Genomic DNA, 17,816 nt, shown 5'->3' on the forward strand with positions numbered 1-17,816 from the left:
TGACTGCCTAGATATTCAGAGATTCAACGACAACTGCAACTATCGTCAGTCCACCAATGACTTGTTTTTGGTCATTGATGTGCATGACATGGAAGATGTGAGCATCTCCTGGTTGGGAATTTTCGGGTAGATTGGCAGTAAAGGTGAAGTTGGCAACCTCCTTGGGTGGAAGTTTGATATCAGCTTCAAAGGTGGGTGCAGCTTGCTCAACCAGCTTTGCCAACTTTGGAGTGATGTTCAACTTAGGAGCAACTTGTAAATTCGGTGTGACTTGCAAATTACGAACATTAAGAGGAGCATTGAACTTGCGATCGGCAACGGCTTCTTGGAGAACTACGTTAGGATTAAACACCACATCTCTGAAACGTCCGAATCTATTATCCTCATCTCTGAACACGTACCTCCAGTTATCTCGAAATGGAATGTTTCCAGGATTGATGGGGGTGATTTTTTCTAGACGTGAGTTGTCTCGAATGACTGGAGAGAATTTCTCTGGTACTTGCAAAGCAAATCGCTCCGGCGCGATTTGAGCAATTTGTCTGAACCCTTTAAATTGTTTGAGGCTTGGTAATATAGTGTTGAGGACTGCGGCGCTAGGAACGCGATCGGCAATGGCTCGAATAGTCGCACCTTCAGCAGCATCGAGACTTAGCCCAGTAGTTTGAATTGGGAAACTAAAAGACTTTATCTTAGGAGCTACCTCCACGATTTCAAGATTGCGCTGTGCAACATGGTCATCCGCTTGAGCATGGAAACAGTCATTATCAGGCTTTGGATCTGAGAGTGCATCTTGATAAACCCTGGCAATCAAACACTTATGACCTTTCTGCTGAACTGAGTCCTGAGGATTGGGTATCCACTTGATCCTGCCGCTTGCATCTCTAGATATCCCGACATTTCCAAGTGGTATTCCAGGCGCAGTGGGATAAGGAGCCGCAGTGACTTGCCCTTGAGGAGGTAGTATTGACGATAGCCATATACTGCTGCTGACTGGAAGAGAAGTCGCTCTGATAGTACCTGTGAATAATCGACGGGTATCAGTCTCGACAAGAGGACTCATCGATAAACTAGGATTACACACCCAGAGTTCAACTAAGATGTCAAAAGTATCTGCTAGCAATGGTTTATCTATTCTAGATACTCGAACATCAACATAGTTGTCTCCATCAAGAATTGCATTACCATCGCTAATTTCCGAGCCACCAGCCCCCAATCGAAACAGTTTTATGTCAGGACTGAGCCACCAGACTGGATCATTTGGAACTAAACTATCATTAATTCTGATGCTCAAATCGGCAGATAGAGATGCATCTGAAGCATTGCAATTTGGCATAATAATCTCCTAAGTATTGTTGCTAAATAAGAGCTTTGCAAAAACTACTCAGCGAATGTTTTAAGAACGAGCTAGAAAAACTTGAATAGCAGAGATGGAAGCAGTTGCAGGTACTGCTGCACTTGGGATTGTGGCTGTAATCAAATACTTGTTGGCTGCGTTATTAATGGTTGCATTGACTCCTGGTTGTAACTGTAAGGATTTATTAAACGCCCCGTCAGGATCATCTGCTAGTTGACCTGAGAAAAGAACTACAGAACTTACAGTACTGCTTAGGGGCTGTTGTTGTAGTGTTATGCGGAAGTTAAAGTTGCCACTCTTGGTACCTACTACAACAACACTCTGAATTACTAAACCATTCGGCAACTGGAGAGATAACCAACCATTTGCATCTGATTTAGTAGGGTCTTTAGTGGCAACTCCACTTGTTTGTAACCAAGGTGATGCAGGAGAACTAGGAAACAGGCTTGGTGCAAAGGTAAGTGTGGTGGATAGAGGTGCTAGACTACCATTAATTTGACCAATAATCCGAGCGATCGCATCTAATTCTTGTCGCAAATCTTTAAACCGTTTATTGAAGCCTTTGACAGGATCTTCTGCCGAGACCAAATCCACGTTGTCTTTCCAGTCTTGATGTTGAAATTGGGGGATATAGTTGTCTGGCATAGTCATTTTCCTTGGTTGAGGGTAAGCGGTAGGAGTTACAAATTATTGATGGGTTTAGCTCAAATTAGTCAAGTCTTCTCCGCGATAGCGCGATCGCCTAAATTGGCGATAGGTTTGAGAAACATTGGTCTGCAATGGTTCGGCGTTGCCATCACCATCAAGGTCAACATTGTTTTGGCGAATTGCAAAAGTATCGACTTCAATTCCCAGAGGATGAAGATGTTGGAGCAGATTCATCAAAAACTCATATTGCTGTAAGCTTAAAACAGCATCTTCGGGCAGTTGGACACGAAACTGATAAGGATCGACTAAACCCCGGCGAGCATAACCAACCGCAATCACAGCCAGCAAACCTGGACTATTTGCAGTGAGTTGGGTACGGCTACCTGTAGTACCAATCACGTGCTTGCTCACACTTGGGTAAATTGGTATAACATACCAACGGAATCCTGAGGAACGCCGTTCTGATAAATTCACACCCACTCCTGGAAGATTGGTTACTCCCACCACAAGTACCATCTCATTGCTACCAGTCATCAGCGGTAGAGCAGAACTTAAGCCATTTTGACGCAGTAGCCGCACCAGAGTTCTCAGAGAGGCTTTTGCACTGTCCTGACCCGCGAGAATGCTGGTAGCCAAGGCAGTCGGTAAACGAATTGTCTCAAACAAGTCTTCGGGAATACCACCATCTTCTGGGGCTAAATTCAATTGTTGAATAACTGCTGTCAGCTTTTCAGGCGTGTCGCTAGTAGGTAGTCCAGATGCCTCTAAAATTTGCCTAACTGCAAATCCTGGGACTTGAGCACGACCCCGGACAGTACGAGCATCTGTATCAGATAGCACAGTCCACGGGGCATTGCCTGCGGTTGTCCAGGCAGTTAAGGCAGCAGCCAAGCCTGTGGCTAAGACAAAGTTACTTCCAGGATCGCCGGGAGCATTGTAACGGGCGGTGAAAGCTGTGGAATTGCCTGTAGCTACATTGGCACTTCCAGTAATTTCCATGCCAAACGTTGGTAAATGGGAGAGATAAAGGCGATCGCCAGGTGTGCGATGAGCCGTCTTGATGCCACAAGGTTCGAGGAGCCAACGTCCTTCTGGATCGTCATTGGGCGATCGCGGTGTCATTGTTTGAATCAGTCCTTCAATTTCAGCATCGGCACGAGGACGATTTGGGTTAGTGCGTTGGGCTGCCATCTGATTGAGTTCAGCTGCTGTGGGTAACGTCACTTCCACCCCCAAGCCCAATTCATAGCGACTGCTGCCACCATTTGCTTGAACGCGAGAATCTTGAGTGCGAACAACCTGCCAGGGTGTTGTGATTCCCAACGCCTGACGACACCTGCCCACGAGATCGAGAGTAGTGGCTAACATGGGAGCGATCGCTGCGTTAGTCTCAAACGTGAAAGCTTGATTTAAACTGGTTCTGAGTTGCTCAATTTTTTGTTTTCTAGCTTGAGGCAGTGGACGATTTTGATGTAGCTGATCCGTGGCAACATTCCGATTGGGGAGAATTAAATAAACATTCCGAATGTAATCTAAAAACTTAGTTCGTAATTCAATGTCGCCTACAGCAATCAGATGAATTGCCACACCAAAGTCATTACCCTCTTCAATGATGTCAAATCGTCGTTGAAAACCCAGCTGACTCAACAAACCACGATTGGGATCTGTATCTGTTCCATAACCATTCAGTAACTTTACAACCTGTCGGCGATGGGGAACTAAAAATGGCTGATAAATAGCCAGGCGACGGCGATATTCCTCATCAGGTTCAGGGCGAGGTTCAGTGATAATCTCACCACTGAATCCAGATCCAAATCGTAATTCACCGAATTTAAAGCGGTTAAAAATAGCAGGTGCCTGCCCCGGTTCCGGTTGACGAAATCTCAGAAAGTCTACAAACCGAGGAACCCCCAAATCTGCCCCCAGGCGATCAAGGGCATTATCTCGTGCTAAGATGAGCGATCGCATGGCCACAATCTCCCGTGCTTGCCGCCGGATGCGTTGTTTCTCGGCAGTTAGCAAGTAGAGCATCCGTCCCATCAATCCTTGTAGTAAATGTGCTTCTAGTCGCTGATTAATGATCTCTGGTGAAATGGTTGTACCCGTTGTATCCTGTTCGCTAACAAATTCAGTAACAGTCAGCGTTATCGTAAATCCACTCGCAATTTGAGTATTGGAATTTACAGGTGGACGATACAATGGTAACGCAGCTCCCACCTCCGAATAGGCAGCAAATTCTAAAGGTTGTAAAGGTGTCGGTGGATTGGTGGAATTTAATACTGCTTCTACCTTTAATCTGTGGGTATTAATTGCTTTTGTCAGAGTAATCAACAGCAATGGTTCCCGCAGCAACTCACCAGGAAACTGTGTCACATCGATTACACCAGCATTACTAATAGCAACGCGAGTGTTGGTAGCACCTGCGGCAAATGGTGCTGTCAGGTGTTGAATCTGGTGGCGATGGGACGCTGACCGCCATAAATCTGGATCGAGTGTGACAGACATGAAAAGTGGCTCCTAGAGAATCACTAGCTGTGATGGATCATCGATAAATACTGGAATTTCACCGGACTGTAAATAGACGTTTTTGCCTTGAGCGAATTCCTGCGGTTGATCGCCTGTTGTTTGCACAGCCTCAAACCCAGGTGGGTATCGCAGCAGTTTGAGATCGACAGCATCGACAATTCCCGGTTCACTCATTAACGCCCAGATGACTTCCGAGACCCGGACAGGTTCGCCAAAGGAAAGCGTATTAATATACTGTTGTAGACGTGCCATCAGACGTTGTTTGAGAGCGATCGCCGCCGTCGAGTTATTCATAAAATCCCTAGAACCTGTGGGCAAAGGTAAGCCCCGAACCACCAGTTGCACCTTCACACCCACCCCGACTTCCGTCGCTGGGATGATTTTGGGGAAAATGCTGATGGGGCGTAAATCTTCAATTACAGAAGCGATCGCCACTTCTAACCCATCGGGTCCACTCCAAATGGCAGCAGGCGTGGGTGCAACTAAGACTGTGAAATAGTAGGGATTACCCAGATCGCGTTCGGTACTAAACAGACGATCCATGAAATTGAAATTGCCAAAGATAGATTGAGACAAATCTAAGCCACCTAATCCATCTCGTACCTGCACCTGGCGCACACCAGGCACTAAGGAAACGGCCGTTTGAATCGCCTCAACAGTCCAGAGCGATCGCGGAGCCTGTAACAAAAGTTGACGGTAGCGGTTATCAGCCCATTGAAGTTCGCCACCTGTAAGACGTGATTCGTGAGTAATCTTGATAACTTCATCTAGATTTAAAGTTTCATTGGGAAAATATTTATGCCAGTTTTTCAACAAATCTTCCCATGTGGAATCAAGTCGATGCCAATGATTAATTTTTTGACTGGCGATACCTGGATCTAAATTGTGTTCTGGTCCTGGATAGAAAGCGATTACTGAAACCTCACGCTGAAGATTTGCAGAGGAAAACACGACACTTTCATCTGTAGCAACATGGTGTCCACCATCGGTTAATAACCTTGTGCCACGGGGAATATTTAACTTAGTAATCTCAGGTAGTTTTTCCTTTTTTAATTCCGTATTCAGATTGGCCAGTATAGAGAAATTTGCATTCAGTTTCACTTTCCCTTTGGCCTCAAGAAAAGGTCGGGAAATTCCTAACTCCTCTCCTAAACGACTCAGTGCTTCACCCGTTGCAGTCGAGACAAAGTTGTTGTCGTACATTGTTGTCAGGGCAGCCCAGGTGCGGGTGTCCTCTAGGGCGGAGACCTCCAACAACTTGCGAATGGCAGAACCGGAACTCAGATCGAGGTCGTTGCCAAACAATTCCCGGGCCAGCGCCAGTTTTTCTGCCAATAAACGAGCAAAAGGTTTCGGGATGAATCCATCTTGGGTAATGCCAAACTGGTCTGAACCAGAGGAGCGAGCCACCGTTGCAGCGATCGCCAACACATCTGCGGTATTAATAGAAGTTTGAGTATTGTCAGACATTGGCTATCACCTTCCCCAGATTTATCGATGCCTGTTCGCCAGAGATCACTTCAAATACAACTCGCACATTTAACTCACGGCTGCCAGGGATGGGAATATCTAACCGACCGTCTTCCAGTTTGATATCCACAATGCGGCGCACTCTAGGATCTTTCTGTAGTAGTTGAATAATAGCAATTCGGATGCGTTCGCGGATCATAATTGGATTAGTTTCTTCTGCTAAAGCATTAATGCCATCAAATCCAAACTGAGTATTAAAAATATCGCTACCTAATGCAGTGGTCAAAGCAATACTCAAAGATTGTCCCAGATTATCTTCTTGATCCTTGTTGAAGTGGGTAGTATCAACTTGAGCAAAATCAAGACCATTTGCACCCATTTCTATTCTTAAATCTCGACCAATATCTAAATCTTTTTGAATTTTTTCACAAGCTAGACCCCAGCCTAATAAGCGACGACGCAGGAGTTGCTTTTCTCGTTCTAAATCCATAGCGATCGCCCCTCCTAAATAGCAGTTAATTTGCTTTGACCAGCAGTTGCCGCCAGCAACTTTTGTGGTGTTATTTTAGCCACCATGCCATTCGTTTCGCCAGACAGGGTATCCAGCATCACGGGTTGTTTATTTACTTTAAGCTTGGTTGCTTCTCCACTACTAACAGAAGAGACGGTTGTACATTTTATAGCTGTTGATCCAGTAGCATCAGCAGCAGGAACAGTAGCACAGTTTGGTACCGATTTGCCTTCAATGCTGGTTTTAACTAAAACGGGATTATTGCCCACTTTTAACTTTTGAGTACTGGTTACTGCTACATTGCCGCTATGCCCACAAATAACGTTACTACTTGTTGTTAAAACGCTTGCCATAAAAATGACCTCAATTTACATTCATAGAAGTTTGAACATTCACATCCACGGTATTTGCTGTCATCTCAACAGTGCCACTACTTCCTGTATCCACAGAAATAGTCTTCGCCTTCAAATTAATTGAACCGTTTCCAGCATCTAGCTCAATTCCATCTGTACTTTGGCTGGTGTCAAATCTAATTTTTTTGGCAGTAATCTCTACGCTACCGTCTGGTTTCATCACAATTTTTGAGCCTCCTTTAGTGTGTTCGATAGTGACGCTGTCTTTGTCGTCTGGACGTTCAGGGCGCTTACCTGCATCCTTGAGGCTGTCTTTTCCCACACGAATAGTTAGTTCCCCGACTTCGATAATGCGATCGCCCTCGGCATCGATTAAATCTTGAGTGACTTTGCCAGTATGTTCTTGGGGCTTTTCAGTTTGGGCGATCGCCAATCGTTTTGCCTCAAGAACTCCCACTGGCAAAGATAACCACCAATCACCCGGTTGGGAATCGGGTCCATGTCCAGATTCCCATAGCGCACCAATCTCGATCGGATCGTCACTTTTGCCATCCCGATGGGTAACTAGAACGCGAGTGCCAGGATAACGAGGTAAGACCAAGCCACATTTCCCCCAGGCAAACAACGTCGTATAGGGCACGTGGCTAGTTGGGGCAGGGCTAGGGCGCTGGATTGGCAAAGAACATGCTTGATTCGGTTCGCCCTTGCCCGGTTCTAAACCCTGCCAGACAGTCAAGGTTTGGCTGGGGGGCTGGTTTGCACCTTTATTCTCTGGATTCATCTGGCGGATTTCGCCAATTTCGGCAAAACTTTTGGCAGCGACAGCCCCCTGGCTCAATTGTTTAACTGCTCGAGCCGCTTCAACTTCAGGGCTAGCGTGAGTTTCTTGAGTTTGACTAGGTGCATTCTGGCTGGAATCAGTGTATTTATCCCAAGCATCATCCTTAACTTCCACCCCCGTTACAGTGGTTACAAAACCGCTGGTACGCCCTAAAGCATGTTCAACCGAGGCAATATACAGCGTTGCTGGGTGCTTAAAGTCCGAGTCTCCTAATGATGGTAACAAAGGGCCTGTTACAGCCGCAGCTAAATCACCAAGCGCTCCCAGTAGACCGGATGTTGTCTTCTCTACCTCTTCAGGCGGGAGATCGAATCTCACCGTGTCCCCCGGTTTGATATCTGGGCGACCTTTCAAGGTCAGCTTGAACTGACGGCGCTGGGGAGGTTTCTGGTTAGGATGAGCGCAGGTATCAAAGTTAGGATCAATTGCCACCGTAGCCAGAGATTCTACTTCAATCAAGCCATTGCCTAGCCTTAAATCTTGGGGTTTTCCCAGTGGAATGGGACGCTCTCCAATATGCAGAAAACTATTAACATGTTCTTTATCTGCCCGAATCAGGAACATGCCTCTGCCATATTTTTGAGTTTCGGCTTCCAGACTTCTGCCCAGGTTATCCAGTAATTCCCGAATCGTACTCCCGCTTTTGAACTCACGTTTTCTATCTTGCTTGGTGGGATAAAGCTTGTAATCTTGAGACTTCAATCCCGCCCTGGTTTCGAGCAGTTCTTTGATTGCCTCCGGTGTAGTGTCCTTGGCAATACCTGGATTACATAATCGCTTTGTATTCAATATTTCAAAGATGCGTTCTCTGGCAGTAATTGTTGTTTCATAGCGGCGTGTGCCTACTTTTCGGGTGACAGAAACGATTTTGAGGACTGCCACCAAAGCTTCGGGCAGATTTTTGGCTTGACTTTGATCCAGGACATCGGTTAGCCCAGCCAGGTTGGTTAAGTAACCCGCTACACTGGAGTTGGTATCGCGCCAGTAAAGATAAAGTTTGACGATTGTGGGAGATTTCTTTTTACCTTGAGCAATTTTCTCGTAATGCTGATCGATTAAGCCCTCAATCACAAAGGAGTAACTTCCCCCTTCCAAGCCTCCAGGAAGCGATGCCCGAATTTCGGCATAGTAATCATCCCGCCCAATCTCCAGTACTGGATCGCCGTCAAGATGTATCTCCTCAATACTTCGGGGTAGGCAATTATTCTGATCTTCAGTATGAAAGGTGAGAATCCAGGCAGCATCGTTGCCAATAGCTACTTTGTCGGATGTGAGAGTGAGACTGACCATTGCTTAATACCTTGTTTGAGTTTGAGGTGGTTAGAGTAAAGCAGCTGACTTTCCTGAATTTGACTCCAGGCGGAATTGAGGTTCTAACCGCAGCATGAGAAATGGATTGATGGCGGGTGGAGAATATTCGCTAGCTGCCTGGTCTGCCTGTTTCCAGGCGAGGGAAATGCGAGAACCAAAGTCACCAATCCCTCGCAAACTGCCTGCTCGGATATCCCACGACAGGAGGATCAGTTCTAGAAATGCACCACTATCTGGAGTAATCCGTTGTAGTCCCGCTACCAGGGGAATGGCAATCATAGGCAAGCCGCTGCGTTGTACGATGATTCTTGCTGGCGCACGCTTGACCTCTGCAATTGATTCACCTGGCTGAAGTGCGATCGCTTGCAGGTCTGGAATGCTGAGATTCAATGCCTGAGCGATCTTGTCTTCTGTTAAGCCAGCCATTTGCAGGTGTCGGATTGCCCTTGGCAACTGTTGGCAGGGAGCGAGTTGATCGTCACTTTGACTAACTACGGTGGTGGGATCGATATCGCGCCAGGTGGTTGCTAGACCAGTGGGAACAACGACAATCAGCCGAGTGATTTGATCGAGCTGAATGATGTGGGGAATTCCCGCCAAAATTTTGCTGTCAACTTGAGTGAAGCCTTCTGGTATGGTGGGCTGGCGATCGCTTACTAGGTATCGTTGCACTGGGATGGGTAATGTGGGCATATTAATTACCTCCAAAATCAGCTAGGGCTGCAACACCGACACTGGCAACATCAAGTAATTTACTCAGTCCACCGGGAAGTGGCATATGTGCCATTGAGATCGAAACATCCAGCACATCACGTTTACTTGCCGAGGCACTAAAGGAAAGACTTTGAATTTGCATATCAGTACGAATTGTCATAGAAGTGACCAAAATTAATCCAGAGACTTTGCCACCAGTCAGCGCTCCCAAAGCCGTCCCGCGTTTGCTAGACTCTGCCAGGGTTTCCAGTGCCAACTTCCAGGCAAATCGCTCTGTGCCAACCAGCACACCACTGAGGGAGATAGTGTCGTCGTGGGTAGCAACAATGGCTTTCATAGTAGAAGAACCGATGGGGGGCAAGTGGTAGGTTTCACTCAGGGACATGGAGGTAACTGCCCAAAGCGGAATGGTGAGAATGCCATCGGAGATGATAGCGGAGGGCACTGCAAGATATTTTTGAAAGCTTTTGGTGATTGACATAATTATTTTTTTATGCTTCAGGGGTCATTCAAAGTTTATTTACCAGTCTCAATTATCTTGAACCCAAGAGCTTCAGCAGCTCGTTTAGCTGGTTCACTAGCTTTTGATACTTGAATCACCATTTCTGGTAATTCCACCGCAGTACTTTGTCCACTGAGTCCCTGAAACGCAGTTACTAGTTCTTTGGCAAACTTGGCAGCAGCCCGAATCTTGATCATTTGCACAAACTTGCGAGTGCTGGCATCTTCAAGATTGAGTTTGCTATGGTCAATTGAGCTACCTGATGGTTCGCCACTCTTGGGATCGAGGCTCTTGAAAGCCTCTGGTAAAGAGAGTTCACCTGTTGTTGTCTCACCAACTACAATTCGTCCATCAACTTTTCGGGCACCAACATCGAGCTGTATCGGACTCGCCTTGGTTGCATTGATTAATTTACCGCCGTTTGGTAATTCAAATAGAGCAGGATCGATTTGAACCTTTGATTTTGCACCTACTGAGAACACTTCACTCCCTTGCTCAAGTTCTGCTAGAATGGCGAGAATTTCGTTGCGATCGCCTAACGCATTTCGCTCCACATTCTTCCCAGCTTGAAGATCGGCTATTCGCTGTCGATACCGCTCCAGCATTTTCAAGAACTCATCACGCACTGACGATTCTGAGAACCGCCCTCCCTTTGGCTGTACGAGTCGTTCAATTGCTTGCAAAACGTTACTTGGCGTGCCGTGGAGCAAATTGAGACTAGGGCGAACGTTTTGATTATGAAACTGCAACATCGCTTCTAATGCTCCCAGAGATTGCCCCGCTCTTGGTATCAGTAATGCTTCTAAACGCGATAGTCGTTGTTCTGGAGGAATATCCACCAGTTTTTGGACATAATCTCCTGGGTTATCCTGAACAAATTTAATTAATCCCCGAACTGCTCGACGGCTCATATTGTCTGGAAATTTAAACTTCCCATGTGTTTGCTGCCGAATAGCATCACAAGCATCGATTAAAAATTCTGAAGTTGACGTTGGCAGCCCAGATTCAACTAAGAGATTAACAATAGACTTTGTGTTCGGATTGCTGGCAAGGTTAAAGTACTTCTCAAATAGCCCACTCAGTTTCTCTGAGGGTAGCCTTTCAAATAAGCGTTGCACTGAGACGCGAGTAATTCCCCGTTCCAGACGCAGCATTTCTGCCAGTCCCCGAACTGCATCTACTCCCCACTTGTTCTGTATTTTTGCTCTTTGATTAATGAGTAGTTCTAGCGCAGCTAAAGCTGTTTCATCTAGAAACTCACCTTCAAGAGTTTTGATCAAAATAGGATTAATCTGCTCCAGAGCAGTCTTGATTTCTGCCATCTCAGCCGATGGCCGCCATCCTGTTGCCCGCTCTAATAGAGTTCGACCAAATGTTGGTTCACCTGGTTTAGCGGCAGGTAAAAGAAGATAGCTAGATCCCTCCCCTTTAGGAGCAGTCAGACGTAGTACCCCACCGCCCATGTCTGTCACGTCATAACCTGCTCCTTTGAATTTGGTTGTCAATTTACTCGGCTGCTGTCCTGGGGCTGAAGGGTTATATTCATAGGTTCCTTCGCTAGTAGCAACCAAATCAATCACTTTACTTGGAGGTGGAAGCGCACCTTTGACTTTTGGTAGTGGTGTATATTTGGCGTTACCGATCAATTTAGAAGTCTTCGCTGCCATCTCAGCCAAATCTTTCAAATGACTACGAGTTAGCCCTAATGCAGCCAAATCTGCATCACTAAACAGATTGCTGGCCAGCCGATTCACCAGCTTCTCGAACTCAGGTAACACTTTTTTAACCCGTGCTTGATATGCTGCAAACTCCTCCTGAGTCAAATCACCCGATGTAATAAACTTTCGCAGTTCTGGACCTAAACCTTCTGCTTCAGGTGCAAGTGCTTGCAATTGGGTAATAACTGCTCGTTGCTCTGCTAGATTCAGCTTGAGGAGCGAATCACGCATTTGCTTTCCAGTGAACAGCACCATAGCTGCATTCAGCACCAAGTTAACAATTAAAAAGGTGCTCATTTCCTCTGTCCACTTCCTGTCTTTATCATTCTGCTCTAGGTGAGTGATCAGCAATGGCACACCAGTTGATAAAACTGCTGGTGTACCGAAAATAATTGCCATTTGGGTTAATGTTCTACCTGGGAAAAATGCTCTTGCCCCTGCAAACAATGCCAGGTTCAGCACTCGAAAAGCACCAAACATCACGGCACTTTCAGAAAGCTGATTTACAAAACTGGATGGATCGAACGGTTTATCTAGAATCAGTGACTGAGTAACATGAGTTGTGACCGTAAATGTGAATGCTTCGGCTAAAGTCACTAAAACAAAACCACCTCCTGCAGCAGTCACCTCAGCAGCAACACCGAACGTCACAATAGTTGCAAATATAGTAATGCCAAGAGCAATCCAAAATTCTCGCTTTGCGGCTTGATTAATTTCTCCTTGAATAGTTTTGATGATCAAGTTCCACTCTTCAAACTTGCTGTTTAGAACTTGGAAGTTAGGCTTGTTATACTGTTGCTCAATTTCAGAGCGAAGTTTATCAACTCGTTCGTACCAGCCCGGTTGCCATACTGCTGGAGGAGCACTAACAGTAGTTATTTTTCTGGGTATTGGCATCCACCAGCCTTTACGTTCAGCATCTATGCCGATATTGTTATGACTAACGGGTGTTAAGATTTGCAGGCTCATGTACCAAAATTGAAGCAATTGGGCACGAAGGGCTATTAAAAACATTTTTTGTTCAATTGCACCGATAGCTATCAGTGTTTTTGCATCCCGATCGCCCTTAGCAATATCCGCAATTTCCTTCTCTAGCTGTGACAATGCTTCTTTGAGTTCAGCAAGTCTTTTATTGTAGGGCTGATCAACTGAACGAAAGTATCCGTAGTAATCTGAAGTTGATGTATTTTGTATAATTTCATTTAGCTTCTTGATGCTTTCTTCTAGCTTTTCACGTTTTTGATCAATAACCTTCCCATGCCAATCTTGATAAAAGTCATTTGCTTTCTGTTGCAAACTAGCAATTAGCTTTACAGTTGGCAAAAAGTTTTCAGCACTCTGCTGTAAATATAATCTCCGAGCTTGGCTAAGAATTTCAACTTCATCCAATTTGTCTGCAACGTCTGCATAAAGCAATCGATATAACCCAATATTCACATCAATTTCTTTGACTTTTTCTTGGATATAGTTAATCCAGCGAATATTCTCAATTAAATCTTTTTCTAATTCATAAAACAACTTTTGTGCATCTTTCTTCTCTGCAATTACCGCTATTATTCCTTCTAATCGAGGAAACTCTTTCTCAACAAATACAGATAAGGTTTGTAGAATCTCTGCATCAGTTTTCTCTGAACTTTTTTCAAGGTAAGTTTGCAATTGCTTTCGAGCTGCAATTAGAACATTGACCAGCGCAATTAATCGCTGCACACCTTTTGCTTTTGATTCTCTTTCACTCAGCAGCGATTTACCTTCAGGTATTTGTTGAGCAACTCGTACTGCATCCGTAATAATGTCGAGTGGATCTTCGTTTTTTGGATGTTTGTATTTAATTTCATTCTCTGTTCGTTCTATCTCAGTGATTCTTTTGGCTGAGTCTGTTACTGTTTTAAGCCACAGCTTGCGGAATTGGGTTGGTTGACTTTGAGCAAATTTCTTTAAAGCTCTTAGATTGAGTGACTCACCAGTTCCTTGAGAAGTATCAGAACGAGTATTAATCAGCAGAGTTAAGAATAGACTGTCGTCTCCCTTTTTCAGACGTGCAACTGTAGATTGAATAAATTCTTCTTGCCCTTTTGTCAGCTTTGCTGAGGATGGTGAGCTTCCTTCTAAGAATAGTTTGACCGATTTCTTTCCTTCATCCTGATAGGAAGGTATGGCGTAGATGCCAATTGCCTGATCTACATCTGATGGTTCTGCCATTAAGGCAGAAGAGGGTTCTGATTCATAGCGAGTTTGATCGATCGCCTCCTCAATTCGCTCTGGCAAAGTTACCTCTACAGATTCCGCGACACGCGTAAACTCATAAATTTCCGCTGCTTGAGTCAATTGGGCTAATAGAACTGCAATCCAAGCTTCTGTTTCGGTCTGTGTGCTGATTGGCACATTAACTAAGCCATTTCCACTCCAGTTGAATTCTGGTGAATGTACTCTCACCCCCATAAAACCACCTCTTTGAGCCAGCACCACGTCCCGCGAGTTTTTCAACGCTCGACCCACCGCCGCCGCCAGCGCCTCCTCAAGATCATCCTGCCGCTCCAATAGTGCTAGCGGATCGACACGAATCCGAATGGGAATCTCAACTCGTACAGGCATAATTCACACGCTCCTCATTCCCTGAATCAAACGTCGCAGTGTTTCTTGGGCAATTTCCTCTGGATCGATCGCATCCGGGGCAGCGCGAACTTCAATCTCTACAGGAAAGTGGTAGTGAATAACCGTTTGCGAGTCCTCAATCACCTGCTCTGCTTGGGCTTCACTACCCGCCGCAGGCAAAACTAGTTCCCCTTCATGTACCAGGGCAATCCCTGTGCGAAGTACCCGCGCTGCCCGCCCGCCTACACTTTGATCTGCAAAATCGTCGCCGCCCTCAGCCATACTAAACTCCTATGAATAATTTGTATCCAAATTCATTGCCAACTACGGAACTTCAGCCTTCGCGCCGTTCTTCGGTTCTGCTGAAGCCGCCAAGCTAAAGCCAGAGAAGGTGGCTGCTGGAGCGCCGGAAATCGTGGCATTACTGGGAGCCGCACTGGTAATAATGCAGGACTGCATGACGATAGTTTTGAATGACCAATCATTGCCGTCATCGGTTTCTTGCAGCAGGATGTCAAATTCTTTACCTTCTAATGCTAAAACCGTTAACTGAGCCGCCACATCCCCGATCGCTTTCACTGTCATAGAAAATGACATGGCTTGAGGTGTATAAATTACCCCAATATGGGTTTTCTCAATTGAATGTAGTACCTCTGCGTTCAGGGAAAAGGATGGGCTGAATGAATCGATGGGTGAAATCAGTACGGTTTTACCATCTGCTGTATAAGAAACAGCAAGGCGAGTTTTCCATTCCATAATTAGGACTCCTAGTGAAGTAATTTTTGTTGTAGGATGAGCAATAACTTAAACAAACGTGGGTGCCAGCTTAACTAAGAGCCGATGCACGGCTGGGCCATAGGTGACAGAAACCGACATATCGACTACGCGATTTGTTCTGGCTGTTTGCACGATCGCACGATCCGTTGCATTCCAGGCTGTCTCAGGTACGCTAAGAATATTCAGTACTGGAATGTCAATGGCAAAATTGACGATGACATTGTTGCGAACTAGGGGACCAAGAATACCTTCTACGCGCGTCTTCAGCAGTGTCATTCCGGCTTTTGTAATCCGGGCATCGCCTACTGCTCCAATTAACCCTGCTTTTAACCGGAAATCAATATCATCGAGAACGCGCACAATGTCGATATAAGTCAGATCGGCATCCGTTGTAAAACACCGCCCTTCAGCAAGATGCAAACTCTCACCCACAATTAATGCTGGGTCAATAATCGGAATAATACCTGCTTCTGAAAGCCCCTTAATCTCAGATGGGCTATATTGACTTTCCACCGACATGGAAAAGCCGCGAACTTTTTTCAACACCATCGAGATTTGTGGGTCATAGCCGGCGATCGCGGACATCGCAGCCGTTGCTGCATCTACAGTAGCTTTGCGTGCTGCAATCATCACCATCCGGCTAGAGCTACTCTTGAGTGAAGCCACGGCATTCTTGATATCATCAACATACGTATTTGACTTCGCCGTAGCCGGATCGACCATTGCCACACCAATCCGCTTCTGTCCCTGAGCAGACATCGTTTCCACATGATCCTTCAAAGCCTTCAATGCATCTGTGGCTGCTCCTCCTCCGGCTCCTGGAATGTTAACCCTGACTTCATTGGCAAGGGAAACAAACGTGACATCATCTGCTGCCTCTAACGAAGCTAAAGCAGCAGCGTAATTGTCAGTATCAACCTTTACTCCGTAGATTTTAGAAGGCTTAGGATCTTGGAGCATCGCAATTTTCAGCGAGCTATAAAGTGTTGATTCTGTAACAGTGCCGTCAGGATTCTTAGTAGCAAACAGTTCCGCAGCCTGATCGAGCGTATCAATGGCAAAGGGCTTGTTGACAGCAGCGCTACCTGCTGCTGATTTCCCAACGATCGCAATCACACCGGGCGATCGCTGCGCTACTGGTGTTAAGGCCGAAGTATCAATCTTGACTTCAATAAATGGAAATGCGGCTGGAATAGTTGCTGGCATTGTAATTTCCTCATGGAATGTGATTTAGTCTTGACGGTTCTCGAATCTGATGTTGAAATCTGAATGTTTAGGGCGGTGTGGCGACAAGTCCAATTCCCTCACGAGCAAGCCACTGTCCTGCTATGACTCGGCGAGCATCTCGCAGTGCTGCTGGTGTCATACCAGGACTGCCACCAGGCCAACCTGCATCATCAAAGATCGTCGCTGGTACAACCCAGATGATGAGCAAGGGATGACGTAGTGGTAAGGATGGATCGGGCGATCGCTCTAATCCTTGTTTTTCTAGTTGCTCGCGCAGCATTTTGCTCTCCATCAACAGTTGAGCCACAGAGAAACCAGCATCCCGAATTAAGAGAGCAGCAGTAATAGGCAGCGCCTTTGGAGATGGTGGAGCCGGATCGGGAAGAGAGAAGCTTACCTGTACTGCACTACTTTGAATTGTTCCCTGCGATCGAGTAATTAAATCACTAACCGATGTAGCTCCCACACTGAACAGCCACTTATCTAACAGTTCATCTGTAAAACTCACTGACTGATTTAACGCAGAGCGAATACGTGCTAAGAAACGTGTACGCCGTTCTTGTTCTAAAGTTTGTAGATTAGTAGGTAAACTCCCTAAAGCAGCTACAATTTCCGCATCTAAAGTACCTGCGTCTGTCCATTTTGCTTCTACCTGAGTTATTCGTGAAGTTGTTGGCACTGTACGAGCTACAATATCCCCGCGCCATAGTGCATCTACTCTAGTCGGTGAACTTGAGCCTAACCCAGATGTATGGAATCGAGCTTCTACTCTGTCTACCCCACCGACTGGGTTCCAAACCCCTTCTACAACACCCAGATTAGACAGTACAACACCTAATCGAAACTCTTTAAAGAGGGGTTGATAGGGACCTTCAACAGTCAAAAGATCCGTATTGTATGTCGCAACAACTAACTGCTCAAGCGCCAGATTATCAAACAATACCGAGCGAGATGCTTGATCAGCAAGACGAATAAGTATAGCATCTTCGTAGTTCATTACCTGCAACCTTTAAGAATATAAATGGCAATTTCACATACGAAACCTGTCTCTAAATATTGTTAGGAAACTAACTAATACTTAATCGACTAAAAACACAGAATATTTAGAGAGTTAGACATAAATTTACAAACACTAATAGTTGAACACAAGTAGCCATCACAAACTGCGTACACCAGGACGCATGAAAAAACTTTCTATTCCTTCTGCCTCTTTTTCTCTTTGTAAGTTTTATAACCAATAAATTCATAGTAACTATGATAGTAAGAGATACC

Annotated in this window: 14 protein-coding genes; all 14 read right to left on the minus strand. The window is 45.6% G+C overall.

The window, feature by feature from the left end; translation table 11 throughout:
* Positions 1-7: 7 nt before the first annotated feature.
* The 14 genes from RMY63_RS06280 to RMY63_RS06345 all read right to left on the minus strand — a co-directional run bounded on the left by RMY63_RS06280 (position 8) and on the right by RMY63_RS06345 (position 17,541).
* Positions 8-1,333, minus strand: a complete 1,326-nt coding sequence (locus tag RMY63_RS06280; protein ID WP_322727878.1) for a hypothetical protein — start codon at positions 1,331-1,333, stop codon at positions 8-10.
* A 60-nt stretch (positions 1,334-1,393) separates the two neighbouring features.
* Entirely contained in the window at positions 1,394-1,999 is a 606-nt protein-coding gene (locus RMY63_RS06285) for a hypothetical protein (RefSeq protein ID WP_322727879.1), read from the minus strand.
* A gap of 54 nt (positions 2,000-2,053) precedes the next feature.
* The gene (locus RMY63_RS06290) at positions 2,054-4,507 is read right to left on the minus strand and encodes a hypothetical protein (RefSeq protein ID WP_322727880.1); all 2,454 of its coding nucleotides are present in this window, start codon (positions 4,505-4,507) and stop codon (positions 2,054-2,056) included.
* Positions 4,508-4,519: 12 nt separating this feature from the next.
* On the minus strand, positions 4,520-5,998 hold the full coding sequence (locus RMY63_RS06295; protein ID WP_322727881.1) for a hypothetical protein: 1,479 nt from the start codon (positions 5,996-5,998) through the stop codon (positions 4,520-4,522).
* Positions 5,991-6,488: a hypothetical protein gene (locus RMY63_RS06300; RefSeq protein WP_322727882.1), complete on the minus strand. Its 498-nt coding sequence runs from the start codon at positions 6,486-6,488 to the stop codon at positions 5,991-5,993. Before RMY63_RS06300 ends, RMY63_RS06295 begins: the two co-directional genes overlap by 8 nt.
* Positions 6,489-6,502: 14 nt before the next feature.
* Positions 6,503-6,862 (minus strand): hypothetical protein, encoded by a 360-nt coding sequence (locus RMY63_RS06305; RefSeq protein WP_322727883.1) that lies wholly within the window; start codon positions 6,860-6,862, stop codon positions 6,503-6,505.
* Positions 6,863-6,872: 10 nt separating this feature from the next.
* Positions 6,873-8,993 (minus strand): hypothetical protein, encoded by a 2,121-nt coding sequence (locus RMY63_RS06310; RefSeq protein WP_322727884.1) that lies wholly within the window; start codon positions 8,991-8,993, stop codon positions 6,873-6,875.
* A 30-nt stretch (positions 8,994-9,023) separates the two neighbouring features.
* Positions 9,024-9,707: a hypothetical protein gene (locus tag RMY63_RS06315; RefSeq protein WP_322727885.1), complete on the minus strand. Its 684-nt coding sequence runs from the start codon at positions 9,705-9,707 to the stop codon at positions 9,024-9,026.
* Position 9,708: 1 nt separating this feature from the next.
* The gene (locus tag RMY63_RS06320; RefSeq protein WP_322727886.1) at positions 9,709-10,209 is read right to left on the minus strand and encodes a hypothetical protein; all 501 of its coding nucleotides are present in this window, start codon (positions 10,207-10,209) and stop codon (positions 9,709-9,711) included.
* Between the two features lie 35 nt (positions 10,210-10,244).
* Positions 10,245-14,540, minus strand: coding sequence for a hypothetical protein (locus RMY63_RS06325; RefSeq protein WP_322727887.1), 4,296 nt, complete (start codon positions 14,538-14,540; stop codon positions 10,245-10,247).
* Between the two features lie 3 nt (positions 14,541-14,543).
* Entirely contained in the window at positions 14,544-14,822 is a 279-nt protein-coding gene (locus RMY63_RS06330; protein ID WP_322727888.1) for a hypothetical protein, read from the minus strand.
* 42 nt (positions 14,823-14,864) lie between these two features.
* Entirely contained in the window at positions 14,865-15,296 is a 432-nt protein-coding gene (locus RMY63_RS06335) for a hypothetical protein (RefSeq protein WP_322727889.1), read from the minus strand.
* 48 nt (positions 15,297-15,344) lie between these two features.
* The gene (locus tag RMY63_RS06340; RefSeq protein WP_322727890.1) at positions 15,345-16,523 is read right to left on the minus strand and encodes a hypothetical protein; all 1,179 of its coding nucleotides are present in this window, start codon (positions 16,521-16,523) and stop codon (positions 15,345-15,347) included.
* A 67-nt stretch (positions 16,524-16,590) separates the two neighbouring features.
* Positions 16,591-17,541 carry a hypothetical protein gene (locus tag RMY63_RS06345; RefSeq protein WP_322727891.1) on the minus strand — a complete coding sequence of 317 codons (951 nt, stop codon included), beginning with the start codon at positions 17,539-17,541 and terminating at the stop codon, positions 16,591-16,593.
* Between the last annotated feature and the right edge of the window lie 275 nt (positions 17,542-17,816).

It is taken from the genome of Nostoc sp. ChiQUE01b (assembly GCF_034531255.1).
In the GTDB taxonomy this organism is placed as follows: Bacteria; Cyanobacteriota; Cyanobacteriia; order Cyanobacteriales; family Nostocaceae; genus Nostoc.